Annotated in this window: 23 protein-coding genes and 2 pseudogenes; 20 read left to right on the forward strand and 5 right to left on the reverse strand. The window is 58.4% G+C overall.

The genetic code is table 11. The annotated features are described in order from the left end of the window. Positions 1 to 245 precede the first annotated feature (245 nt). From ACFOFO_RS00420 to bioF, 7 genes are all read left to right on the forward strand, one after another. Positions 246 to 1,403 (forward strand): ABC transporter substrate-binding protein, encoded by a 1,158-nt coding sequence (locus ACFOFO_RS00420; RefSeq protein WP_390330498.1) that lies wholly within the window; start codon positions 246 to 248, stop codon positions 1,401 to 1,403. Between the two features lie 129 nt (positions 1,404 to 1,532). Next, positions 1,533 to 2,408, forward strand: coding sequence for a branched-chain amino acid ABC transporter permease (locus ACFOFO_RS00425; protein WP_390330499.1), 876 nt, complete (start codon positions 1,533 to 1,535; stop codon positions 2,406 to 2,408). Then, positions 2,405 to 3,535 (forward strand): branched-chain amino acid ABC transporter permease, encoded by a 1,131-nt coding sequence (locus tag ACFOFO_RS00430; protein WP_390324913.1) that lies wholly within the window; start codon positions 2,405 to 2,407, stop codon positions 3,533 to 3,535. The genes ACFOFO_RS00425 and ACFOFO_RS00430 overlap by 4 nt, the downstream gene beginning before the upstream one ends. Further along, the gene (locus ACFOFO_RS00435) at positions 3,532 to 4,326 is read left to right on the forward strand and encodes an ABC transporter ATP-binding protein (RefSeq protein WP_390330501.1); all 795 of its coding nucleotides are present in this window, start codon (positions 3,532 to 3,534) and stop codon (positions 4,324 to 4,326) included. The genes ACFOFO_RS00430 and ACFOFO_RS00435 overlap by 4 nt, the downstream gene beginning before the upstream one ends. Continuing rightward, positions 4,307 to 5,023, forward strand: a complete 717-nt coding sequence (locus ACFOFO_RS00440) for an ABC transporter ATP-binding protein (protein ID WP_390330502.1) — start codon at positions 4,307 to 4,309, stop codon at positions 5,021 to 5,023. The genes ACFOFO_RS00435 and ACFOFO_RS00440 overlap by 20 nt, the downstream gene beginning before the upstream one ends. A gap of 541 nt (positions 5,024 to 5,564) precedes the next feature. Then, the gene (gene bioA, locus ACFOFO_RS00445) at positions 5,565 to 6,905 is read left to right on the forward strand and encodes an adenosylmethionine--8-amino-7-oxononanoate transaminase (protein WP_390324911.1); all 1,341 of its coding nucleotides are present in this window, start codon (positions 5,565 to 5,567) and stop codon (positions 6,903 to 6,905) included. Positions 6,906 to 6,913: 8 nt separating this feature from the next. After that, entirely contained in the window at positions 6,914 to 8,095 is a 1,182-nt protein-coding gene (gene bioF / locus ACFOFO_RS00450) for an 8-amino-7-oxononanoate synthase (protein ID WP_390328103.1), read from the forward strand. Between the two features lie 270 nt (positions 8,096 to 8,365). Here bioF and ACFOFO_RS00455 read toward each other — a convergent pair whose 3' ends face one another. The 3 genes from ACFOFO_RS00455 to gcvA all read right to left on the reverse strand — a co-directional run bounded on the left by ACFOFO_RS00455 (position 8,366) and on the right by gcvA (position 10,356). Further along, a complete protein-coding gene (locus ACFOFO_RS00455; protein ID WP_390324909.1) occupies positions 8,366 to 8,707 on the reverse strand; it encodes a transposase in 342 nt (113 codons plus the stop codon). Continuing rightward, positions 8,707 to 9,231, reverse strand: a complete 525-nt coding sequence (locus tag ACFOFO_RS00460) for a transposase (RefSeq protein WP_390330504.1) — start codon at positions 9,229 to 9,231, stop codon at positions 8,707 to 8,709. The genes ACFOFO_RS00455 and ACFOFO_RS00460 overlap by 1 nt, the downstream gene beginning before the upstream one ends. A gap of 207 nt (positions 9,232 to 9,438) precedes the next feature. After that, on the reverse strand, positions 9,439 to 10,356 hold the full coding sequence (gcvA, locus tag ACFOFO_RS00465; RefSeq protein ID WP_390330506.1) for a transcriptional regulator GcvA: 918 nt from the start codon (positions 10,354 to 10,356) through the stop codon (positions 9,439 to 9,441). A 257-nt stretch (positions 10,357 to 10,613) separates the two neighbouring features. Here gcvA and ACFOFO_RS00470 point away from each other — a divergent pair, with 257 nt between their 5' ends. The 12 genes from ACFOFO_RS00470 to ACFOFO_RS00525 all read left to right on the forward strand — a co-directional run bounded on the left by ACFOFO_RS00470 (position 10,614) and on the right by ACFOFO_RS00525 (position 22,429). Beyond that, positions 10,614 to 11,738 (forward strand): aromatic ring-hydroxylating oxygenase subunit alpha, encoded by a 1,125-nt coding sequence (locus ACFOFO_RS00470; protein ID WP_390324906.1) that lies wholly within the window; start codon positions 10,614 to 10,616, stop codon positions 11,736 to 11,738. Positions 11,739 to 11,743: 5 nt separating this feature from the next. Further along, a complete protein-coding gene (gene gloA / locus ACFOFO_RS00475) occupies positions 11,744 to 12,145 on the forward strand; it encodes a lactoylglutathione lyase (protein ID WP_390324904.1) in 402 nt (133 codons plus the stop codon). Positions 12,146 to 12,149: 4 nt separating this feature from the next. Beyond that, on the forward strand, positions 12,150 to 12,485 hold the full coding sequence (locus ACFOFO_RS00480) for a bifunctional 3-phenylpropionate/cinnamic acid dioxygenase ferredoxin subunit (protein WP_390324902.1): 336 nt from the start codon (positions 12,150 to 12,152) through the stop codon (positions 12,483 to 12,485). Between the two features lie 28 nt (positions 12,486 to 12,513). Beyond that, a complete protein-coding gene (locus ACFOFO_RS00485; RefSeq protein WP_390324900.1) occupies positions 12,514 to 13,143 on the forward strand; it encodes a hypothetical protein in 630 nt (209 codons plus the stop codon). A gap of 1 nt (position 13,144) precedes the next feature. Continuing rightward, a complete protein-coding gene (locus ACFOFO_RS00490) occupies positions 13,145 to 14,359 on the forward strand; it encodes a YlbE family protein (protein ID WP_390328100.1) in 1,215 nt (404 codons plus the stop codon). Continuing rightward, positions 14,346 to 15,644, forward strand: a complete 1,299-nt coding sequence (locus tag ACFOFO_RS00495; protein WP_390324898.1) for an amidase — start codon at positions 14,346 to 14,348, stop codon at positions 15,642 to 15,644. The genes ACFOFO_RS00490 and ACFOFO_RS00495 overlap by 14 nt, the downstream gene beginning before the upstream one ends. Before the next feature lie 13 nt (positions 15,645 to 15,657). Beyond that, the gene (locus ACFOFO_RS00500) at positions 15,658 to 16,875 is read left to right on the forward strand and encodes an NAD(P)/FAD-dependent oxidoreductase (protein WP_390324896.1); all 1,218 of its coding nucleotides are present in this window, start codon (positions 15,658 to 15,660) and stop codon (positions 16,873 to 16,875) included. A gap of 149 nt (positions 16,876 to 17,024) precedes the next feature. Continuing rightward, complete coding sequence (locus ACFOFO_RS00505; protein WP_390324894.1) at positions 17,025 to 17,903, forward strand: NAD-dependent epimerase/dehydratase family protein; 879 nt, start codon at positions 17,025 to 17,027, stop codon at positions 17,901 to 17,903. A 97-nt stretch (positions 17,904 to 18,000) separates the two neighbouring features. Beyond that, a complete protein-coding gene (locus ACFOFO_RS00510) occupies positions 18,001 to 19,101 on the forward strand; it encodes an ABC transporter ATP-binding protein (RefSeq protein ID WP_390330508.1) in 1,101 nt (366 codons plus the stop codon). Positions 19,102 to 19,158: 57 nt separating this feature from the next. After that, positions 19,159 to 20,223, forward strand: a complete 1,065-nt coding sequence (locus tag ACFOFO_RS00515) for an ABC transporter substrate-binding protein (RefSeq protein WP_390330510.1) — start codon at positions 19,159 to 19,161, stop codon at positions 20,221 to 20,223. A gap of 103 nt (positions 20,224 to 20,326) precedes the next feature. Then, entirely contained in the window at positions 20,327 to 21,580 is a 1,254-nt protein-coding gene (locus ACFOFO_RS00520; protein WP_390324886.1) for an ABC transporter permease, read from the forward strand. Between the two features lie 12 nt (positions 21,581 to 21,592). Then, positions 21,593 to 22,429 (forward strand): ABC transporter permease, encoded by an 837-nt coding sequence (locus ACFOFO_RS00525; protein WP_390324885.1) that lies wholly within the window; start codon positions 21,593 to 21,595, stop codon positions 22,427 to 22,429. Between the two features lie 199 nt (positions 22,430 to 22,628). Here ACFOFO_RS00525 and ACFOFO_RS00530 read toward each other — a convergent pair whose 3' ends face one another. Then, complete coding sequence (locus tag ACFOFO_RS00530; protein WP_390324883.1) at positions 22,629 to 22,772, reverse strand: hypothetical protein; 144 nt, start codon at positions 22,770 to 22,772, stop codon at positions 22,629 to 22,631. Positions 22,773 to 22,947: 175 nt separating this feature from the next. On the opposite strand from ACFOFO_RS00530, the pseudogene ACFOFO_RS00535 reads away from it, so the two are divergent. Then, a pseudogene (locus ACFOFO_RS00535) lies at positions 22,948 to 23,154 on the forward strand (DNA-binding protein); the annotation flags it as partial. 189 nt (positions 23,155 to 23,343) lie between these two features. On the opposite strand, the pseudogene ACFOFO_RS00540 reads toward ACFOFO_RS00535, so the two are convergent. After that, positions 23,344 to 23,655, reverse strand: a pseudogene (locus ACFOFO_RS00540) (tyrosine-type recombinase/integrase); the annotation flags it as partial.

Consider the following 23,655-nt stretch of genomic DNA (forward strand, 5'->3'; position numbering starts at 1 on the left):
GCGCCCCGACAGCAATAGCCCCTTCGCATGGCTGACACCAAGAAGCTATTTCGCCTCATTGTTTGTATCATTCCATTGATGGAACCATATCACCAATAAAGGTCGAGTGCAAGTAATCAAATGGCCGTTCGGTGAAATGGCAAATTAAAATAAAATAACATTGACTTTCTAACGTCCTATTGATAGATTCATAGGCAGACTGAGCTGACATCTTGTACGGCAAAGCATACAAAAGGAGAAGAAGGATGAGACAGAAATGGTTTAGGATGACTCTTGCCGCAGCTGCCGTGTGTTTTGCGGTAACTGCTGAAACGCAAGCTGCAGGCATCGTAAAGATCGGGGTGAACCAACCGTTGACCGGGGCGGTCGCTGCATCCGGAAATTTCGTGACCAACGGCGCGAAGATTGCGGCGGATGAAATCAACACGAAAGGAGGCATCAACGGCAGCAAAATTGAACTTGTTATTGAAGACAACAAGAGCAATCCGACTGAAGCGGCTAACGCTGCCGAGAAGCTGATTGTCCGGGATAAGGTACCGGTCATGCTGGGTGCGTGGAGTTCCACTTATACGCTCGCAGCGATGCCGAAGCTGATGGAATACAAGGTGCCAATGGTGGTTGAGACATCGGGCGCGGACAAGATCACGACATCGGGTAATCCTTATGTCTTCAGAATCTGCCCGACCAACGGCATGGAAGCCCTCAGTTTTGCCAGGCATGTCGCCGCGCTGAACATCCGCAAAGCCGACATGCTCGTTGTGAACAATGACTGGGGACGAGGCTCGGCCGATGCATTCCAGGCCATGCTGAAGGAGAAGGGGGTCACCGTCGGACGCGTGCTGACCATGGATGCATCAGCCCAAGATATGACGTCGCAGCTGTCGACCCTCAAGGGCACCGATAGCGACACGTTGTTCGTTACAACCGCTGTCGAGCAATTGACACTGGTCCTGAAGCAGGCGCAGTCCCTCGGGCTCAAACGCCGGATCATTACGCTGGGTGGGTCCCAAAGCCCGAACCAGTTGATCGAACACGCCGGCTCTGCGGCGAATGGCTCGATGCATAACATGATGTTTGCGCCGTGGTTTCCTGAGGCATCCGCCGATCCGGTGGCTGCCAAAGCCTTTATCGCCGAATGGAATAAGCGCGGCTATGACGGTGCTGGCCTGACCGAAGGTTTCCGTGGCTACGATGGGATTCGCACTATCGTGGCGGCAATCGCGAAGGCTGGCAGCCCGGATCCGGAGAAAATCCGCGATGCGCTCTGGAAAACCGAGTTGACCGGCCTCACCGGCAAGATCGCTTTCAGCAAGGCGGGCCCTCTGGGTAAAGAGAGCGGCCAAAGCACGCCGAATACCTATCTCGTGAAAATCGAAAATGGAAAGGTCGAGCTCGTTCCGTAACGAAAAGCTGGTGAAGCCTGGTGTATTTTGTGCAATCTTGCAGCGGAATACGCCAGGCATTCGTCTTGAATGTTGTGGATCCAGCGCCATCCACAATCACTTCGTCTTCAGGCGCGTGCGGGAATCCAATTGGACCAATTACTTCAGCACATAGCAAATGCGCTGATCCTGGGGGGCACATATGCGCTTCTCGGGATCGGTCTGACCCTGATCCTCGGGATCATGAAAGTCGTGAATTTCACCCATGGAGAGCTGTATTCATTCGGTGGCTTCATGGCCTATTTCTTTGTATCGGCGCTGGGGTGGAACTTCTTCCTCGCCATGGCCGTATCCATCATGCTTGGAATCCTGCTTGGAGCCTGCATCGAAAGAGTGTTTCTGCGCAGGATGCGCAATGCAGATATCGATTCGACAATGATCGTCATGATCGGCTGCTGGATAGCCCTGCAGAACATCGCACTGCTGATCTGGGGCGGCGTCGCAAAATCGGTCCCAACCCCCTTTTCTACCGAACCGTTGATCATCGGCCCCATCTCCATCTCGTGGCTACGTGTTTTTGTCCTTGGCGCAGCAATGATCCTGATTCTTGCAACCTATCTCCTGATTAACAAGAGCCCGCTGGGCAAGGCGATGCGGGCGACGTTCCAGGATCGGGAAACGGCTTCCCTGATGGGGATCAATATCAATGCCATCTACACCGTCACATTTGCGCTTGGCTCCGGGCTCGCAGCTGCAGCCGGGGCACTGCTCGGGCCGGTGTTCGTGGTGACGACCACGATGGGCAATATGGCAGCGCTGAAAGCGTTTGCCATCGTCATTCTGGGTGGCCTCGGCAGTATCCCGGGGGCTGCCATCGGCGGCTTCATCCTTGCGTTTGCCGAGGAGCTGGGTTCCGGCTATGTTTCCTCCGGCTATCGCGACGCGATGGGCTTCATTCTCATCATCCTAGTCCTGATGTTCAAACCCACAGGCCTGTTCTACGTACGCGGGGAGAGAATCGGATGAAACATCTCTGGACTTATCTATTCGTCGGCATCCTGCTGACTGTTCCCTTGTGGCTGCATGATCAGTACTTTCTTCATATCCTGATCACGACCGGCATCTTTATCATCGGGGCGATGAGCCTGAACCTCCTGCTCGGTTTTACCGGCCAGCTCAGTCTGGGCCACATCGCCTTCTTCGGCATTGGTGCATACACCAGCGCGCTGACTTCGCTTGGTTTCGACATCCCGATTTTCGGCGACTTTCGCATCGTTCACCAGCCCTGGCATCCAGTCGCCGGGATTCTGCTGGGCACGCTGGTTGCAGGTCTGTTCGGGTACATAGTGGGCAAACTATCGTTCAAAATCCGGGGCGCGTATTTCGTTATCGTCACCATCAGTTTTGCGGAAGTCGTTCGCCTGGTGGCACTCAACTGGGTCGATCTGACGCAAGGTCCGCTCGCACTCAGCAACATCCCGCCGATCGGATTCAACCTGCCTTTAATCGGGGAGATGGTCTTTTGGCAAAAGGCGCCGAACTACTATCTGGTGCTGGGGCTGGCTTTCATCGCCTATGTACTCATACAACGCATCGTGCGCTCCCGCATGGGGCGCGCGATGATCGCTCTGAGAGAGAACGAGCCCTTGGCCACCTCCGTTGGCATCGACGTTACGCGCTACCTCGTGTTCGCCGCGGTTGCTGCGGCCGCGCTGGCGGGTGCGGCTGGCGGACTTTACGCGCATTACATCAGGATCATCGATCCGGACATTTTCCTGTTCATTTACACGGTGACGATGGTGATCATGGTCGTCACGGGCGGCAAGGGCACGCTGGCCGGTCCTGTCGTCGGCGGCCTGATCTTCGGGGTGCTGCCGGTAGGGTTGCGCGCCGTCGCGGCGCCTGAAGTTCAGTGGATCGTCTACGGCGTGGTCATGATTCTCATTGTCTTCTTCCTGCCGCGCGGCATCGTGCCGGCAGTATCCGGCTGGTGGCACAGAAAAACGGGCAGCGCACCGGCCCATGTGCGGCCGGCGACGTCGAACTCGCCGTCGCGATGGCCTGACCACCATGACAGCAGAAACAAAGCGGCTCACGAGGCAAAACTTGCGTCTGCCAAGATGCTCTCAACGAGAATGGAGATGAAGCCATGATCAACGCAACGCATACCAAAAAAACGATCCTGTCGATCAGCCATGTAGCGGTCCACTTCGGCGGCCTGGTGGCAATATCCGACATGACATTCGATGTGAAGGAAGGGGAACTGGTGAGCCTGATCGGACCGAACGGCGCAGGAAAAACCACCGCATTCAACGTCGTCACAGGGTTTTTGCGACCGACAAATGGAGAGGTGCATTTTCGCGGGGCTCCGCTTCATCGTCTCAAGCCGCACGAAGTGGCAGATGTCGGACTGGTGCGGACGTTTCAAAAGACCAGTCTTTTCACGACGAACACGGTGTTCGAAAACGTTCTCACCGGCCTGCACCGCCATGGCCGCGCCTCGGCATGGGCGACGCTGCTTTCGCTGCCGAGCGTCAAACGCGAGGAAGCACGCCAACGCGAGACAGTATGGGAAATACTCGACTTCATCGGTATCGCCGAATACGCCAACGAGCTTGGCGGCGCTTTGCCATACGGCGCGCAACGCCTACTCGGTGTAGCAGTCGCGCTTGCGGCCAATCCTACGCTGCTGCTTCTCGATGAGCCGGCATCCGGCATGAATCCATCCGAGACAGCGGATTTCATGGAGCTCCTCAGCAAGATCCGAGCACGCGGCATTTCCATCCTCCTGGTGGAACACGACATGCCGTTGGTAATGGGCGTCTCAGATCGTATCGTCGTCCTGAACTATGGAAAGATCATCGCCGACGGTCCGCCGGTGGCAATCCAGCAAAATCCCGAAGTTATCAGCGCCTATCTGGGGCATGGAGTCAAGCATGCTTGAAATTAACAATATCATCTGTCGTTATGGCAAGGTTGATGCAATTAAAGGTGTCTCTATCGTCGTCAAGAAGGGCGAGCTCGTCACCCTGATCGGCGCCAATGGCGCAGGCAAGACATCCACCCTTAAGGCAATTTCTGGTCTTCTGCCCCCAGTCAGTGGCCGCATATGCTTTGAGGGAGTGGATATCACAAAGGCGTCACCGCAACACATTCTGTCGATGGGGATTGCGCATTGCCCGGAAGGCCGACGCGTTTTCCCGCAAATGACGATCCAGGAAAATCTTGAAATAGGCGCCTATCGACGCAAGGATAAGGCAGGGATTACTGCCGATATGGGGCGGATGTTCGACAATTTTCCGAAACTGGCAGAGCGCCGGCATCAGATGGCCGGCACACTTTCAGGTGGGGAACAACAAATGCTCGCGATAGGGCGCGCCTTGATGTCGCGCCCTAAGCTGGTCCTATTCGACGAACCGTCTCTTGGCCTCGCGCCAAATATTGTGGAGCGCACCTTTGAGATCATCAGGCGTGTTCGCGACGACGGAATGACCGTGCTGATGGTGGAGCAGAACGCCTACGCTGCGCTGGATATGTGTGATCGTGCCTATCTGTTTGAATCGGGATCACTGTCCCTCGAGGGGACCGGGAAGGACATGATCGACGATCCGCACGTTCGCAAGGCCTATCTCGGCGGGTAACATTGAGCTGCACGACCAAAACGACTTTAATGGAATGGACGGATCCAACCGACAGCGGCATCAAAATGCCGTAGGGGAAATTCGGGAGATCAATTAGACGAAAGGAGCGCTTGAAATGGCGTTCAGTACATGCAGGATTGATTTGGCAAAGGGTTATTTTCTTTGCCACATTTTCGCAGTCAATGACCTGCCCCCTTGAATTAGTACGGCAAGTATGTAGAGTCTGCCCTTAGGGAGGCAGGCATGAAGAATCGATTTACAGAACAGCAGATAATCGGGGTATTGAAGGAAACAGGCTGGGCTTGAGATCAATAAATGATTGGGCAATGTTGCGGTGATCTATCAGGTTGACGAAATCCCGCGCGCCTTAACCGGTAAAAAGATGGAACTGCCTGTGCGCAAACTGCTGCTGGGTGCGCCAGCTCAGCCCGTTTTGTTCCGCCCTTTATGGGCGCATGTGTGCCATCACGGGGTTATGCCGTTTCTGTAAAATCATATGCCGTCGTGGCTTGGCTGACCAGGAAATTTTTTGGAGTTGATTTTGGAGTTAAGCAAACAAACCGATTGGGTCACCCGCAGCTTGCGCAGCGTTTGGCATCCCTGCACCCAGATGCAGCATCACGAGACCGTGCCGCTGGTGCCGGTCAGCCACGGCCGCGGCGCCTGGCTGTATGATGCCGATGGCAAGCGTTACCTCGATGCGATCAGCTCCTGGTGGGTCAATCTGTTTGGTCACGCCAATCCGCGCATCAACGCGGCACTGAAGGATCAGCTCGACAAGCTGGAACACGCGATGCTGGCCGGTTTCACGCATGAGCCGGTGATCGAATTGTCGGAACAACTGACGGCGCGCACCGGCCATGTGCTGGGGCACTCTTTTTATGCATCGGATGGCGCGTCGGCGGTCGAGATTGCGCTGAAGATGAGTTTTCATGCATGGCGCAATGCTGGGAAAACTGACAAGCAGGAATTTGTCTGCCTGAAGGGCAGCTATCACGGCGAAACCATCGGCGCGCTCGCGGTCACCGACGTGGCGCTGTTCCGCGATGCCTACGGCCCGTTGCTGCGTCAGGCGCATGTGGTGGCGTCGCCCGATGCGCGCGGTGCGCGAGACGGCGAATCGGCGGCCGATGTCGCGCGGCGTGCCGCCGCCGAGCTGGAAGCGTTACTGCAACAGCGCGCCGACAAGATCGCTGCGCTGATCATCGAGCCGCTGGTGCAATGCGCGACTGGCATGGCAATGCACGACCCGGTGTACTTAAGCGAAGTGCGAGCGCTGTGCGACCGTTACCAGGTGCATCTAATCGCCGATGAAATCGCGGTCGGCTGCGGCCGCACCGGTACTTTTTTCGCCTGCGAGCAAGCCAATATCTGGCCCGATTTCCTGTGCCTGTCGAAAGGCATCAGCGGCGGCTATCTGCCGCTGTCGCTGGTGATGACGCGCGACGCGGTGTATCAGGCGTTTTATCATGCCGATATCGCGCGCGGCTTCCTGCATTCGCATTCGTATACCGGCAATCCGCTGGCTTGCCGGGCGGCGCTGGCGACGCTGGCGATCTTCGAGGAAGACGACGTATTGAACCGCAACCGTCTGCGTGCGCAGCAGCTGAACGCGGCGCTGGCACCGCTGGCCGCCCATCCGCAAGTCAGGCATTTCCGCCAGCGCGGCATGATCTTCGCGTTCGATGCGGTGATCGAAGATCCGGCTGCCGCCGCCACCTTCTCGCGCCGTTTCTTCAGCACCGCGCTGGAACATGAGCTGTTGCTGCGCCCGATCGGCCGCACCGTGTATCTGATGCCGCCGTACGTGCTGGACCAGGACGAGATCGACGGCTTGGCGGCGCGCACCCAAACCGTTTTTGAAAAAGTGATCCAAGCATGAGCATGCCGATGCAACTCATCGCGACACTGGAAAGCGAACTGCAGCAGTTGGAGCAACGCGGCTTGCGCCGCCGCCGCCGTATCGCGGAGACGCCGTGCGCGCCGCGGGTCGAGCTGGACGACCGCGCGATGCTGGCATTCTGCAGCAATGATTACCTCGGCCTGGCCGCGCATCCGCGCGTGGTCGAGGCCTTGCGCGAAGGAGCGACCCGCTACGGCGTCGGCAGCGGCGCCTCGCACCTGATCAGCGGCCATTCGCGCGCCCATGCACTGCTGGAAGAACGGCTGGCGGAGTTCATGTCGCCGCATCTGGAGTCGGCCCGCGCGCTGTATTTCTGCACCGGCTACATGGCGAATCTGGCGGTCATCACCGCGCTGGCCGGGCGCGATGCCGCGATATTTTCCGAATCGCTGAACCATGCGTCGCTGATCGACGGCGTGCGCCTGTCGCGCGCGGCAGTGCAGGTCTATCCGCACGGCGATACTGCAGCCCTGGCCGCGATGCTGGCCGCCAGCAGCGCCGTGACCAAAGTAGTCGTGACCGATAGCGTGTTCAGCATGGATGGTGATCTGGCACCGCTGCCGGCGTTGCTGGCCTTGTGCGAACGACACGGCGCGTGGCTGGTGGTCGACGATGCGCACGGCTTCGGCATGCTCGGTGCCAACGGGCGCGGCGCGCTGGAACACTTCAATCTGCGCTCGCCGTATCTGGTCTACATGGGCACGCTGGGCAAGGCGGCCGGCGTCGGCGGCGCGTTCGTCGCCGCCCATGAAACGGTGATCGAATGGCTGATCCAGCGGGCCCGGCCTTACATCTATACGACCGCCGCTGCGCCGGCCTTGGCCCACGCGTTGCTGACCAGCATCGAGTTGATCGCCGGCGACGAAGGCCGCGCCCGCCGCGCCCATCTGCAAGCCCTGATCGCCCAGCTGGACCAGTCCTTGCAGTTGCAGCGCTGGCAGCGCATCGCATCGCCCACCGCGATTCAGCCGATCGTGATCGGCAGCAACGACGAGACACTGCGCGCCGCTGCTGCGCTGTATGCGCAAGGGCTGTGGGTGCCGGCGATCCGGCCGCCAACGGTGCCGCTGAATACCGCGCGCTTGCGCGTCACGCTGTCGGCGGCGCATACCTGCGACGAGGTGGCCCAACTGGCGACAGCGTTGAATGCACTGGAGGAGCTAGCCTGATATGCTGTCGACGCTCGAATAATCTGCTAATTTGCGCGAATATTTGCTAATAGATGAAAATGCGAGCTTGGAATTTTCGGTTCTGGCGCCCCGAGATCAATTTTATTTTGCGCTGCAACATAGGACTTTTTCGATATTTTCGCGTTCGGGCCAACACTCCTTCACGTAATTCTCTGGCTACTGGTTGCGGGTTTCTCGTTCAAGCGGAGTGAAAGCGTTGTGCGAGAGGGCGGCATCTGAAGAGCGAGACGTTGTGGCAATGGCGCTTGATTAACCCTGACAGAAGTGCCGTAGGTTGATCATCGTATAGGCCAAGGTTTTAAAGGCGTAGTGCAGTTGGCTGAGGCGCTCGAACCGAAGCAGCAAGCGCCGGAACTTGTCTTCCCAGGCGAACACCCGCTCGATTGTGTTGAACCGCTCTTCAAAAATGTCGGGATCGAAGAACGGCTTGCGTCCGCGCTTTGATTTCTTTCGGCCGCGCGGGTTGGCGTTGATATTGGGGGTCATGCCGCGATTGAAAATCGCCTTGCGGTTGAGGCGGCAATCGTAGGCGCCATCCAGACTGACGATGGCGCCGCGCAGGGAGAAACCGACCGCGCGGGCGATGCGCATCACCTGCGGCAGCCTTCGCGCAAGAGCGGCGATTCATTCTGATTTCCCGGAGCCGCCACAAACGGGGCGATCACGTTGCAATTCCGTTCGCAGAACGCGACGACCTTGTCGCCCTTCATCCTCTTATGTCCGCTAAAGCCGAGATTGTCGCCGCCTTTCTTCGCCGCAGTCGTTGTGCCATCGCCGTGAATGACGCTGATGTCGAGCAGATTCGCGGCGTGAAGCGCCCACACCGAACCGTTGAAGATCGCGTCAAAGCAGCCACGCGCCTGCCAAAGGCGAAACATGCGATAAATGCGCGAGTAGTGAATTTCTGGGCGACCGATTTGATCTCTTGTAATCGGCAATTCTTTCCACTGGCATCCCAGATACAGCAGTCGCAAAATGTAATTGAAGATTGCGTGCAAGCCTAGTTTCGGCGCCGGACCACGACTCCCCACGATTAGGTGGGGCAAGACAAATTGCTTGAACTGCTCTGCACTCAAATTCGTTGGAATCCGTTGCCACTGCTGGCTTTTCGCCATTTCGACCGCCAAAGCGACCGAATTGTAGCGCGTTTCATGCCGATGGCCGAAAACGCAGACTGGCAAACGCTTTCCTTGGAAAAACCCGCAACCAGTAGCTCTTTAGGGAAGCTGGTCGCGCCGCGGTCCACAATGCTTGCACCCGGGCGGTGAATTCCCTGTCCGTACAAGCTAACGGCGCATCAAGCAATCGCTGTCAGCATCCATTCACTTTTCGGATGCCGCGTTACTTAGCAACCACTCAATAAATGCCCGCGCCTTCGGATTTTCCAGGGTCTCGTTCTTGTACACGGCATAGTACGAGTAGTGGGGTAATGTGCAATCGAACGGCGCCACCAGAATACCTTCTTTCAATTCCCGCTGCAGCAGCGACAGGCAGGTCAGCAAGAATCCCTGCCCGTCGATTGCGGCATGTAGGCGCACGTTGGTGTCATCGATGCTGATGCGTTTGCGCGGGATGAGCTTCGGTTCGCCGGCGATTTCCAGCCAGCGGTTCCAGTTGTCGGGCAACTCCTCGTCCAGCAGGCAGTGGGCCGTCAGAATATCGGGGGAAAGCGAGCCATTCCCCGCATGCAGAATGCGCGGGCTACATACCGGGGTTAAATCGCCGTTCACCAGCAGCGTCGATACCAGATTGGGAAAATTGCCATCCCCCCAGCAGATCCAGATATCGATCGCGCCATCCGCAAAGCTGGGCTCTTTTATCGTGTGATGCAAGGCCAGATCCACCTCCGGATACTTCTCCCAGAACGATCCGATACGCGGCATCAGCCACTTTTGCGCGAAGTACGGGCGCAACGCAATATTCAACTTTTTATCCGAGCCGTACTTGCGTACACCCTGCGTGATCGCCGCCAGCCGCTCGAACACCGCCGTGCATTCCTGCATCAGGTAAGTACCGGCGTCGGTCAGCAACAGTTTATTGTTCTCGCGCCGGAACAGGCGAATTCCCAACTCGTCCTCCAGCAGTTTTATCTGATGACTGATCGCTGAAGGTGTGACGTGGAGCTCGACCGCAGCCTGCGTAAAGCTCCTGTGTCTCGCGGCAACCTCAAACGTCCGCAGTGTATTTAGTTGGGGCAATCTTTGCGGCATGGTGGCGTACGATTTGTGAGGCAACGGCATCCGGTGTCCTTTACTGACCTTCCAATTTTCATTATATCGCCGGCAAAAAGAGCATCAGTGAAATTTTTCGCGATATAGCCATGAAGTTTTGACCATATCCACATTGCGCCAATCCGCCGCGGCACCCCTCCCCAAGTTTTTCTCATGGACCAGTGAAAACATATCGTTTGAGCTGCCATGTCGCCTTCCCTATCATTGGGCAACCGTCGAACGATTGATGGATCGAATTCAACACCACAGCAAACCTGGAGAAAAACATGTCGGTTATTGATAATGTGCTCAGCGTGCGGGAACAGCACAGAGCTCAAGGCGAGGGATACGTGCTGCACGGGCTCGCGGCGGAGGCTTATACCAGCGCAGAGTTCTACAAGCTCGAACAGGAAAATCTGTTTGCCAAGAGCTGGACCTTTGTCGGCTTCGTGCATGAACTCAGCGTGCCCGGGACATGTGTCCCGGTCGAAGTGGCGGGTCGGCCGCTGCTGATCGTGTCGAATGAACGAGCAGAAATCGGCGTGTTCCATAACGTCTGCCGACACCGCGGACTGAAGCTGGTGACCGATACCTGCAACGTCAAGGGCTCGATCAACTGCCCGTACCATGCGTGGTCCTACAACCTGGATGGGGAACTTGAAGCGGCGCCACACTTTGGCGGATTCCGGATCCAGGAAGTTCCCGGTTTCAAGAAAGAAGAAACAGGCCTGATGCCGGTGCGCTTTGCGCTATGGAACGACTGGATTTTTGTCAATCTGTCTGGCGATGCGCTGGATTTCGATGAGTATTCAAAGACCTTCGCCGATCGCATCCAGCTGCTCGATACCAGCGCGTTAAAGCCGATCGGCAAGATCGACCTGGGCGAGGTCAAGTGCAATTGGAAGTTCCTGATGGAGAATTTCATCGAGCCGTACCACGTGCCGATCGTCCACGACACCACCGCTGCCGGCCAGCCTCTGAAAGATCATTACACCATCAGTGACGGCCGTTGCCTGGGCTCCGCGGTAGATCTCGAAGAACAAAAAGATACGACCGCCAAATCGAGCAACCTCGATATGAGCGCGCGTTATCTGACGCTGTTCCCGAACTTCGCGCTCGGCATCTATTTGCCGGACCAGGCCGGCGTGCACCTGAATATTCCGATTGCGCCGGACCGTACGCGTCAGTTCCGGGTGCTGTATAGCGTTGGCGACCAAAACTATACCGAAACAGACAAGCAGAATCTCTGCAAGCTGTGGTACGACGTGCACAAGGAAGACCATCATATCGCCGAGCTCCTGCAGCAGGGTCGCTCTTCGCCGGTGATGCGCGACGGCGGCCTGATGTCGCCTCACTGGGAAGACAGCGCGCATGCATTCCAGGATCTGGTGCTGAAAGCGGTCGCGGGATAAGCGCCATGAAATACCGGTTGATGCATACGATGATGCGCGTTGTCGACCTGAACCGTTCGCTCGATTTCTACGTCAGATTGCTTGGCATGCAGGTGTTGCGCAGAACGGACTATCCGACCCAGCGTTTCACCAACACCTTTGTCGGTTATGGCGATGAAGAGTCGGAAACCGTTCTCGAGTTGACTTGGAACTGGGACCGGAGCGAATCGTATGACAAAGGCGACGCATGGGGCCATCTCGCCATCGGTGTGGATGATATCGAAGCGGCTGTCGATGCGTGGCGCAACCAGGGTGTAACCATCCTGCGTGAGCCGGGCAGGATGCGAGGTGGCACCCGTGTGATCGCCTTCATTGGCGACCCCGACGGCTACAAGATAGAACTGCTTCAGAACAAAATGCAGGAGTAGAAAAATGCCTGATGTGACATGGTTGAAAGTGTGCGATGTCTCTGCGGTGCGCAACCAGGAAGCGCGTTGTTTGCGCGTTGGCGAGGAGGACGTCGCGGTGTTCAATCTGGATGGCCAGTTTTACGCGGTGGCGGACCGCTGTCCACACGGCAATGCGTCGCTGTCGGAAGGCTGGGTCGAGAACGGTGAAGTCGAATGTCCGTTGCATCAGGCGCGCTTTGACCTGGCGAGCGGCAAGGTGCTGTGCGCACCGGCGCGCGACAACCTGAAAACGTTCAAGGTCAAGCTTGCCGATGGCGTAGTGCTCGTGTGCGCAAGCGCAGAGACTGAAAGAGTCTAGAACATGGTAGCCGTTTTTTGGAGCGTATATGTCAATCATTAACCCAGGTGTGGTTAGCTGGTCCGGCGAGAATCCCGGCATTTATCTGAAGGATCCCGCGCACCTGAGCGGCCCATGGATCACGCTCGCGCTGTACTTCAAGGTGGTGATCTCGCCGTTTGGGCGGGGGCGCGGCATCCTGGTTATTGGCGCGCCGGACACGCCGGCCGGCTATCCGGAGGTGCCCAACCTGTGCATTGCGGACAACTTGCCGCTGATGCGCTATCTGCTGGGGGAATTTGTGCCGTGCTTCGGTGCCTTCCGCAATGTGCCGGCGCTGTCCCATGTGTCGCTGCATCAGGCAAGCGGTGGCGGCAGTGACACTAGCGAGCAGTCGCGCTGGGGTGAGACCCTGAAAGCGGATGGCGTCGAACTGACGCTGAACTGGTCCGGGTTGCAGCAGCCGTTTGCCGCCGACGTCGGCCCTGATTTGAGCGCGACCGGCAAACACCAGATGTACAGCGTGTTCCAGGGCGCCGACCGAGGCGAAATTTTGCTGAACGGGCAAGGATTGCCAGGTGTTGTGATAGAACGCGATTTTCTCGGCGGTCGCCTGAATTCGGCGTTTCTTGCATTTGCTGAATCGTGGGTGGAACCAACAGGGGATGCGCGTGAGTGACATGCAAAACGCCAGTCCGGACGCGGATGCGATCGGACGCATGCTGGCAGTGCGGCCCATGCTGTGCGGTGTCGCCAGGGCATCCGATGTATTGCCGTTGGCTGGACGCACGCTGCTGCATGCGGGACCGCCGATCGCCGCCGCATCCACGCTGCCGCGTCCGCAGCGCAATTCGGCGGTGATGGCAATCCTCTATGAAGGTTGGGCCAGTTCGGTCGAGATGGCGAACCACCTGCTCGATTCGGGTGCGGTGTGCCTGAAGCCGGCGCAGGATTGCCGCGCCGCGATCCCGCTCGCCGACATTCTTTCGCCGAGCATGGCGGTGCTGGTGGTGCACGACGCACAGGCGCCGTGGCGCTGCGGATACAGCACCATCAACGGCGGCGACGGTCCGGTGATGCGGGTCGGGTTGTGCAGCGACGCAGTGCTCGAACGGCTGCGCTGGATCAATACCGTGCTGGCGCCGCAACTCGCGCCGCTGCTCGATGGCGCGGAAATCGATTTGATTGCACTGGCGGACCGTGCGTTGCAGCAAGGTGACGATTGCCATGGTCGTACCATCGCAGGCAGTGCGCTGTTGCTGGAGCGCCTGCGCCAATCCGCCGCCGCGGACAATATGTCGGCCGAAGTTGTCGCCTTCCTCGATCGTGCGCCGGCGTTTTTTTTGAATGTCTGGATGGCGGCGGTCAAGTGCGTATTGCGCGCAGCGGAAGGCGTGGCTGGCAGCGGCGTCGTCACCGCGATCGGTGGCAACGGCCATAGCTTCGGGATCCAGATTGCGGCAGCGCCGGGGTGCTGGTTTGTGACGCCCGCCACGCCGCCGCTGGTCCCTGGGGCAGGGCCCTTGCTGCAAGAACGCGCGTTGGGCGCGATCGGCGACAGCGCGATTATCGATGCATTCGGCGGCGGCGCGATGGCGGCCTCGCATGCGCCGACCACGCGCGCCAGATTGGATGCCGTATGCGGCGAGCATGCGCTGCAATTTCCGACCGCACTGCTGCAAACCAGCCACCCGGCATTTGTTCACATCGGCGGCTTGTGCACCGGCCTCACCGTACGTCGCACCCAAGCGATGTCGCAAACACCGGTGATTAGCCTGGGCGTGCTGGACCGGCAAGGAGAACAAGGCCGGCTCGACGGCGGCTTTTATTTCGCCCCACGCGCACCGTTCGAGCAGGCATGGCATACGCTGGAGGATAGCAATGAACCTACATGAACTCGGCATCGCCGACGCGGCCCAGGCGATCCGCGACAAACGTATCAGCGCCACAGAACTGGCGCAGGACTGCCTGGCCCGCATCAAACAGCGCGAAGCCGAGGTCGGCGCGTGGCAGTTCGTCGACCCCGATTCGGTGCTGGAACAGGCGCGCAAGCTGGATGCGCAGCCGGGCCAGGGACCGCTGCACGGGGTGCCGATCGGCGTCAAGGACATCATCAACACCGCGGACATGCCGACCGAGTACGGCTCGCCGATCTACCGCGCACATCGGCCACGAATGGATGCCGCGCCTGTCGCGCTGCTGAGGCGTGCCGGCGCCTTAATCGTCGGTAAAACCGTCACCACGGAATTCGCTTTTTTCAAGCCGGGAAAGACATGCAACCCGCGCAATCCCAAGCATACGCCGGGCGGGTCATCCAGCGGATCGGCTGCGGCAGTGGCCGACCGCATGGTCCCTGGCGCGCTTGGTTCGCAGACGGCCGGCTCGCTGATCCGCCCGGCATCGTACTGTGGCGTGGTCGGCTATAAGCCGACCTACGGCGATTTCGATCTGACCGGCGTCAAGGGGCTCGCGCATTCGCTCGACACGCTAGGTACGCTGACGCGCAGCGTCACGGATGCGGCCTTGCTGCGTGCTGCGCTGCTGGAACTGGCGCCAGAGCCGGAAGAGGTTTCTTCAGCCTGGGCGCCTTCGATCGGGTTGTGCCGGACAGCGTCGTGGCTGGATGCTTCGTCCGAGACACGCGACGGCCTTGAAAAACTTGCGTTGTCGCTGTCGCTAATGGGTGCTCGCGTCGGCGAAGTGAGCTTGCCGGACAGCTTTTCCCGCTTCCCGTCATTGCAAAAAACCCTGATGGCATACGAGGTTGCGCGCAGTCTCGCGTACGAATACGACACCGCGCGCGAACAGTTGAGCGGATCGATCCGGGAGCTGATCGAATTCGGCACCGACATCGATCGCAACGACTATGTGCACGCGCTCTGCTCCGCGGAGCAGGGGGCGCGCCAGATCGAACCGGTGCTGGAGCAATGGGACATCTTGCTGGCCCCCAGCGCCCCAGGTGCGGCGCCGGCCGGCGTCGACGCCACCGGTGACCCGATTTTCAGCCGCATGTGGATGCTGCTTGGTTTGCCGACGATTTCGCTGCCGGCGTTCAATAGCGCGAACGGATTGCCGATCGGCGTGCAACTGGTGGGTGCGCGCTTCGGCGATGAGCGACTGTTGCGCGCGGCCAGATGGGTCGAACGCATGTTGTCGCAAAACAAGGCCGTCGGCGCCTGAAGGTGGAGATGATATGGATACCAAATACCTTATCGTGGGTGCCGGCCAAGCCGCGCGGCGGGCGGCGGAAACTTTGCAGCAGCATGCGCCGTCGGCAAGAATCTGCATGGTCGGCGACGAGCCCGATATTCCATACGATCGTCCGCTGCTGTCGAAAGACGTGCTGCGGTCCGTCGATGCCGAAGCCGGCGTGTTCATCAACGGGCATGGCTACTATGCGGAAAACAAGGTCGAGCTGAGGCTGGGCAAACGAGTGGCTGAAATCGACCGCAGTCGCAAAACGCTGCATCTGAATGACGGCGCGGCGATCGCCTACGATCGGCTGCTGCTCGCCACCGGTTCGCGTGCGCGGCCGTTTCCCGGCCCGGTATCGGGGCAACCGAAAATCTATTATTTGCGCACCTTGGCAGACGCGCGCCGGCTGCGCAGTGCGCTGCATCCCGGGAAAAGAGTTGTAGTGCTGGGCGGAGGATTCATCGGACTGGAAGTCGCCGCATCGGCGAGCGTGTGCGGATGCGATGTTGCCGTCATCGAAAGCGCCGGCAGGCTGTTGCAGCGCACGATGCCGGCGGCGGTCGGCGCTTACATGCATGACTTGCATGCCGCGCGCAGGGTCAACATCCTGCTCGACACCGTGTCCCACCAGGTTATCTCGCACGGCGCCGACAGCGCAGTGGTGCGCACCAGCAAGGGCGATGTGCCGGCCGATATCGTGGTCGTCGGCATCGGCGCGCTACCCAATGTCGAGCTGGCGCAGCATGCGCAGCTATCCGTCAACAATGGCATCGTGGTCGATGAATGTTGCCGCACCGACGATCCCGACATCTTCGCGGCGGGCGACGTCACCAACCACTTCAATCCTTTGCTCGGCAAGCATGTGCGGGTCGAATCATGGCAGGTCGCACAAAATCAGCCGGTGACCGCCGCGCTCAACATGCTGGGCGGCAACGCGATATATTCCGAACTGCCCTGGCTGTGGTCGGACCAATACGATTGCAACCTACAGACGCTGGGTTTTTTTTCGGAGCAACACAACTTGATCCGCCGCAAGGGGGTGCATGCGGGAGCGTTCTCGGTGCTCGCGCTGGATGCGGACGGCAGACTGCAAGCCGCAACCACGGTGAACAGCGGGCGCGACATGGCGGTATTTAAGCGTCTCGCCGCATCCGGACAAAGCCTGAACGCCGATGCGCTCGCTGACAGCAGCGTTTCTTTACGTGCGCTGATGTGAGCACATATTGCAAGCTGTGAACGAATGAGAAATATTCACAGCCCCATCAATTTTTATCGGTCGTAGTAAGGGTATGTATCGAATATTATCGACTCAGTCCCTAGAGCGCAGAGCAGGCAAAATTTTAATTGAAGTGAGGAGTTTGTTTCATGGCTACAACGGGTGATTCTCTACGGAAAATAATCGCTGTTACCGGAGGTAGCGGCAGGCTTGGCCAGTATGTGGTCAAGCAATTGATGCATACCTTCGACGTGAAGGTGCTGGACCTGAAACGTCCGCCGCAAGACTTGCCTTACGCCGAAGTCGATGTGCTCGATCTCGCTGCGTTGCGCCGCGAATTGGCTGGTGTCGATGCGGTGATCCATTTGGCGGCAATTGATTTTGATTTGCAGGCTAGTCCGGAAGCGTATATCCACGTCAACGTGCTGGGCACATGGAACGTATTGCAGGCTGCGCATGAGTTGGGAATACGGCGGGTAGTGCTGTGTTCCAGCGTTTCTGCCTGCGGGCTGTCTGAAGCGAATCCCGCGTTCGCGCCGGACTATCTTCCGATCGACGAGGCGCATGCGCGCTACCCGGTCCAGGCTTACAGTGTGAGCAAGCTGATCATGGAAGAGATTGCGCAAAGCTTTGTGCGGCGTGGCGATATCGAGGTGCTGTGCCTGCGTCCGATGATGGTGCTGATCCCTGAAAATATTCAGCCGACCGTGGCGCGCGCAGCCGACATCGATACGCGCTGGCTGTTTTATTATATTAGCCCGGAAGATTGTGCGCGCGCATTTGAATGTGCGCTCACCGCGCGCGACGTCAAGTTCGGGGTATTTTTCATCACGGCGGAAGACAGTTGCCGTGACGAGCCGACACTGGTCTGGCTGCAGCGTGCGCTGGGAAAATTGCCCGAAATCCGCGACAAGCAGCGATTCGAGAAAAACCCCTACGCTTCTGTGTTCGACGGCAGTCAGGCGCGCGAGGTGCTGGGCTTCACGCCCACCAGCAACTGGCGGGAAATAACGCTGACGCGCAGGTAGCATCGCCGCTTGCGTGAAACATATCCAGGAATGTTATTTAACGCTCGTTCGATCAGATAACAACAACGATTCGATCGACTCGGCAATTGGAGGAGAGATGTTGACACAAGACTCAGCTTCGGAAACGGCGTTTGTCCGGTTCCATCAAGTTCAAAAAACTTATGATGGGAAAACGCTGGTTGTCCAGGACCTAAACCTCAGCGTGCGGGAGCACGAATTTCTCACGATGCTAGGCCCGTCCGGCTCGGGGAAAACTACTTGCCTGATGATGCTTGCCGGCTTTGAAACGGCAACTAGCGGTGAGATTCTGCTGGCGGGAAAGGCGATCAACCGGATTCCGCCAGAACGACGCGATATCGGCATGGTGTTCCAGAACTATGCGCTGTTCCCGCACATGTCTATCCGCGAAAATCTTGAGTTTCCGCTGGCGGTGAGAAAAGTCCCGCACGCCGAAAGAAAGCGGAAGATCGACGCCGCGCTGGCGATGGTGAACATGTCTGGCCTCGGCGCGCGCATGCCCGGCCAGTTGTCCGGAGGGCAGCAGCAACGCATTGCAGTGGCGCGCGCATTGGTGTTCGCGCCCAGGCTGGTGTTGATGGATGAACCGCTGGGCGCGCTCGACAAGCAGTTGCGCGAACAGATGCAATACGAAATCAAGCGCATTCACAAGGAAAGCGGTATCACCTTCGTGTACGTGACCCACGACCAGGGTGAAGCGTTGACGATGTCGGACCGTATTGCGGTATTCAATCAAGGCGTGATCCAGCAGCTGGCGACGCCCAAGGAGTTGTATGAACGCCCTCAAAATGCCTTTGTTGCGCAGTTCATTGGTGAAAACAATAGTCTGCACGGCCGGGTTCTCACGGTGCAAGGCGACACCTGCCAGATCCGCATGCGCAGCGGTGAAACCGTGTCGGCGACGTCACCGCGCGGCCTCCAGGTCGGCTCGGAAACCACGATTTCCTTGCGGCCTGAGCGAGTACAGATCGGGGACGCCAGCGCGTCAGTGAACAATCGGTTCCACGGGATCGTCAAGAATTCCGTCTATCACGGCGATCACCTGCGCATCGTGGTCGACATCTGCGGCCAGCCGAATTTCGTCATCAAGGTGCCGAATGCGCGAATCAGCGCCCCACCGGAAATCGGTTCGGCAATTTCGACGGGATGGCAAACCGAAGACTGCCTGGCGTTGAATTGAAGTAAACGACCGGTCGGTCGCGACGTAGTTCTCATACTAATTACACTGGAGAAGACAATGACTTTCACTTTAAAGATACTCGCTTCCGCCATGGTTCTCGCGGCTGTCGTTCCGCCTGCCACGGCTAATCCGATCACCATGGCGACATGGGGCGGTGCATACGGTAAAAGCCAGCAGGAGACCTTCGTCAAGGATTTTATGCAAAAGACCGGCGTCAAGGTCTTAATCGAAGACTACAGCGGTGGTCTGGCGCAAATCCGTTCGCAGGTGAAATCAGGCAATGTGACCTGGGATGTGGTCGACCTGGAAATGCAGGATGCAGTTCGTGCATGCGACGAAGGCTTGCTTGAGCGGATGGATGCCAGCATCCTGACGGCATCCAGGGACGGAACGTCCGTCGCCGACGATTTCGTGAAAGGTGCGATTACCAAGTGCGCGGTCGGCAGCCTTACCTGGGCCAATATCATTGCCTATAACGATACGCGTTTCAACGGTGCAAAGCCGAGTAGCGTCAAGGATTTTTTCGACCTGAAAAAATTCCCTGGCAAGCGCGGGATGAAAAAGGCGGCGCGCGCTAATCTTGAGTTGGCGCTGCTGGCGGACGGCGTGCCGACCGCCGACGTGTACAAGGTGTTGGGCGCCCCAGGCGGCATCGGGCGTGCGCTGAAAAAGCTCGACACCATCAAGAGCAATATTGTCTGGTGGGAGGCCGGTGCACAACCGCCACAATTGCTGTCGAGTGGCGAGGTCGCGATGACCACCTCGTATAGCGGCCGCGTGTATGACGCGATCGTAGTCGACAAACAACCGTTCAAGCTGATTTGGGATGGACAGGTCCAGGTGGCCGAAGTGTACGGTATCGTCAAAGGCAGCAAGAACCTGGCGGCGGCCCGCCAATTGATTGCCGCCGGCACCACGCCGGAGGTGCTGGCTGCGCAGACCCGTTACGTTTCGTATGGCCCATTGCGCAAGTCGGCAATGCAACACGTGGACGCCAAGGTTTTGCCCTATCTGCCGACCGCCCCGGAAAACACCAAGACCGCATTGCAGCTCGACGCCGACTGGTGGTCCGAAAATATCGATGAAGTAAACCAGAAGTTCGCTGTTTGGCTCTCGAAATAAGAGACTGTGCGCGAAGAGTTGCATTGCAGCGCATCTCTTCGCGCGAGGGACGAGGCATGGTTCATGCAGAACTAAGATGTTGAAACGAGACAGGGTAGAAGAAATGAGTGCATCCGTTGTCATCAACGCCGCCGATCAGGGCCTGGCGGTAAGTTTGAAACGATCGGAACATTGGAACCGAATGAAAGCGTTCGGCCTGGTGATTCCATTGTTGTTGTTCATACTGATCACTTTCATGGTCCCGATTGTCGAGCTTCTGTTCAATAGCGTCGACAACAGCATCGTGCCGGCCAGCCTGCCCAAGACGACAAGCATGTTGACGCAGTGGGAGCCGAAAATTTCGGCGTTGCCCGAAGAGGCCGTGTTCAAGGCGCTGAGCGACGAGCTCCGAGCCAGCAGCAACCTGGAAGTCAGCAAACTCGGTTCCCGTTTCAACTACGTGCAGTCCGGCACCCGTGGCCTGTTTACCAAAACCGCGCGCCAACTCGGCAGCGAGGGCAGCGGGGCGTCCAGCTCCGCGCAAGATCGCATGATCGGGATCGACGGGCGCTGGGGAAAGACGGAAACCTGGACGCTGATTCGCAATTACTCCGGCGCGTTCACCGCCGGTTATTACCTGACGGCGTTCGACTTGCGTTTCGATTCGAACGGATCGATCGCGCGCGAATCGGAAGACTCGCGCTTATATATGGATGTGTTTGGGCGCACTTTCTTGATCAGCGCGGCGGTAACGGTAATCTGCCTGCTGCTGGCGTACCCGGTCGCTTATCTGCTGGCGAACCTCCCTGCGCGCACCAGCAACCTGTTGATGATCCTGGTGCTGCTGCCGTTCTGGACCTCGATCCTGGTGAGGACTACCGCATGGGTGGTGCTTTTGCAATCGGAAGGCTTGGTGAATCAGGCCTTGCTCTACTTGGGGCTGACGCAAGAGCCACTGAAGTTGATCTTCAACCGGTTCGGTGTGTTGATCGCGATCACGCACATCCTGTTGCCGTACGCGATACTGTCCCTGTACAGCGTGATGAAAAACATCTCCCCGGTCTATGTGCGGGCCGCGCGCTCGCTGGGCGCGGGGCCGATCCGGTCGTTCGTCGCTGTCTATTTTCCGCAAACCATGCCGGGCGTTAGCGCCGCCGGGATGCTGGTATTCATCCTCGCGCTAGGCTACTACATCACCCCGGCGATGGTGGGCGGCGGCAACGATCAGATGGTCAGCTATTTTGTCGCGGAGCAGGTCAATACCACGCTGAACTGGGGGCTCGCCAGTGCACTCGGGATGATGCTCTTGCTGAGCGTGACCGTGTTGTACATGATCTATACGCGGCTGGTCGGCAGCAACGGAATGAAACTTGGTTGAGTGAGAGTGATGATGAAAAATATTCCTGACTACGTCGGATGGCAAGGCATTACTGCGCGCTACGTCCATTTCCTGTTCTGCGGCTGTATCCTGATGTTCCTGGTGCTGCCGGTGCTGGCGGTGATACCACTGTCGCTCAACGCGGAACCGTACTTTAACTACCCGATACAGCATTTCTGCTTGCGCTGGTACGAAGACATGATGACTAGTCCGTACTGGTTGCTGGCGCTGAAAAACACGATGACCGTCGGGATCCTGGCAACGCTGATCGCGACGGTACTGGGGGTGCTGGCGGCACTCGGACTCAGCCATCCGAATTTGCCAGGAAAGGGATGGATCACCGCGCTGCTGCTGTCGCCGATGATCGTACCGCTGGTCATCGCGGCAGTCGGCATGTATTTCTTCTATACCAAGGTCGGGCTGGCGGGGAATTTGACCGGGCTGGTCCTTGCGCACGCTGCGCTCGGCACACCGTTTGTCGTGATCACCGTGACGGCGACGCTGGTGGGTTACAACGACAATCTCACGCGTGCGGCGCGCAGCCTGGGCGCCAACCCGTTTTATGCTTTCTGGAAAATCAAATTGCCGATGATTGCGCCGGGAGTGGTGTCAGGTGCCCTGTTCGCGTTTGCGACCTCTTTTGACGAAGTGATTGTCGCGCTGTTTTTGAGCGGCGTTGAGCAACGCACGGTACCGCGTCAGATGTGGTCCGGCGTGCGCGAACAACTCAGCCCGACGATCCTGGCGGTGGCGACGGTGCTGGTGATCTTTTCCATCTTGCTGCTGACGACGATGGAGTTGCTGCGCAGGCGCACCGAACGATTGCGCGGAATTCCTCGCGGAGACTGAAAACGCGCGCAACGCAAGCAATGCGGTGCAGCCGAGTCGCCCTCAACGGCCGGCACAGGAGTCGCCCGAATTTAAATTATTATTGGCCAAAGTCATTGCTTGGCGAGCGTTTCGCGGAAAGGAGGGCGGTGCCGTCCGTGCGCTGCCCCAATTTGAATGGCGTTCCAGTACTGACACCTGTTGACCTCGCCGGCGTTGCTCAGCGGTCGATCAGCTTCATGTGGTCTTCCGAAAGCCGCGCCCGTTGCACCGTGATCTTCGAATAGGCGCTCTTCGCGCCCTTGTCTGCAGCCGGACCGTAATCAAAGCTTATCCCCGTTTGGCCGAAGCCGATGGCCGACACTTCCAGGCCGCTGTTGTACCAATGAAAAGCAGCTTCTCGCCGATATCGATCGCCAGCGCGAACAGTTTACGCAAACCCAGGACCTGTACCGCGAGGTCTGTATTTTGCTTTTTTTCCGGCATGGCATAACGGTCCGACCGCGAACAAGCTCTATCAACTCGTGCGTAAGGGCAGCATGACCGCACCTGCCGAGGCACTTAATCGGTTCTGGGAAAACCTGAGCGAGAAGAGTCGGGTTACCGTCAGCCATCCGGATCTGCCCGATGCCCTTAAGGATGCGGCGGGCGAGCTGGTCGCAACTTTATGGGTGACGGCGCAGACAACTGCACACGAGACTTTCGCTTCGTTTCAGAATGATGCGCAAGCGCAAGTCGAGGAAGCCAGGGAAGCGGAAAAGCAGGCTTGCGATGCGCGTGACCAGGCGAGGAGGGCTCTGGCATCAGTCCAGGATGAACTGGCGCAAGCGCCCCTTGAATCCGATGCGCTAAGGCACGAAATCACTGCACTGACGTCGACGAAATCGGTGGTCAAATCGCGACTCCTCGATGCGAGAACTGAACTCACGGCAAATCGAGCCAGCCAGCCACGAGAACAGCGTGTTGAGAATGATGATCGCCTGGCGCTGGCTGGTAGGGGAGAGAGGGCCGGCGAACGGCCGCCACTCTGGATGTGCGCGCGCGAACTTGCGGCCATCGCGCATCACCCATCGGGATGCCGGCTGCGGATCGGACAGAAACCGCTGATAGAGCAATAAGTCTTCGTGCGTGAGCGACGACAGCGGTTTTCCGAACTGGATGGTCGACCAGAGCAGCAGGCGTTCGGCTTCCTTGCGGTAATTGTCGAACGTGGTCTTGGTATCGATAAAGCGCGCGAGCCATGCCTT

This window comes from Pseudundibacterium arcticum (assembly GCF_042646465.1).
Lineage (GTDB): Bacteria > Pseudomonadota > Gammaproteobacteria > Burkholderiales > Burkholderiaceae_D > Undibacterium_A > Undibacterium_A arcticum.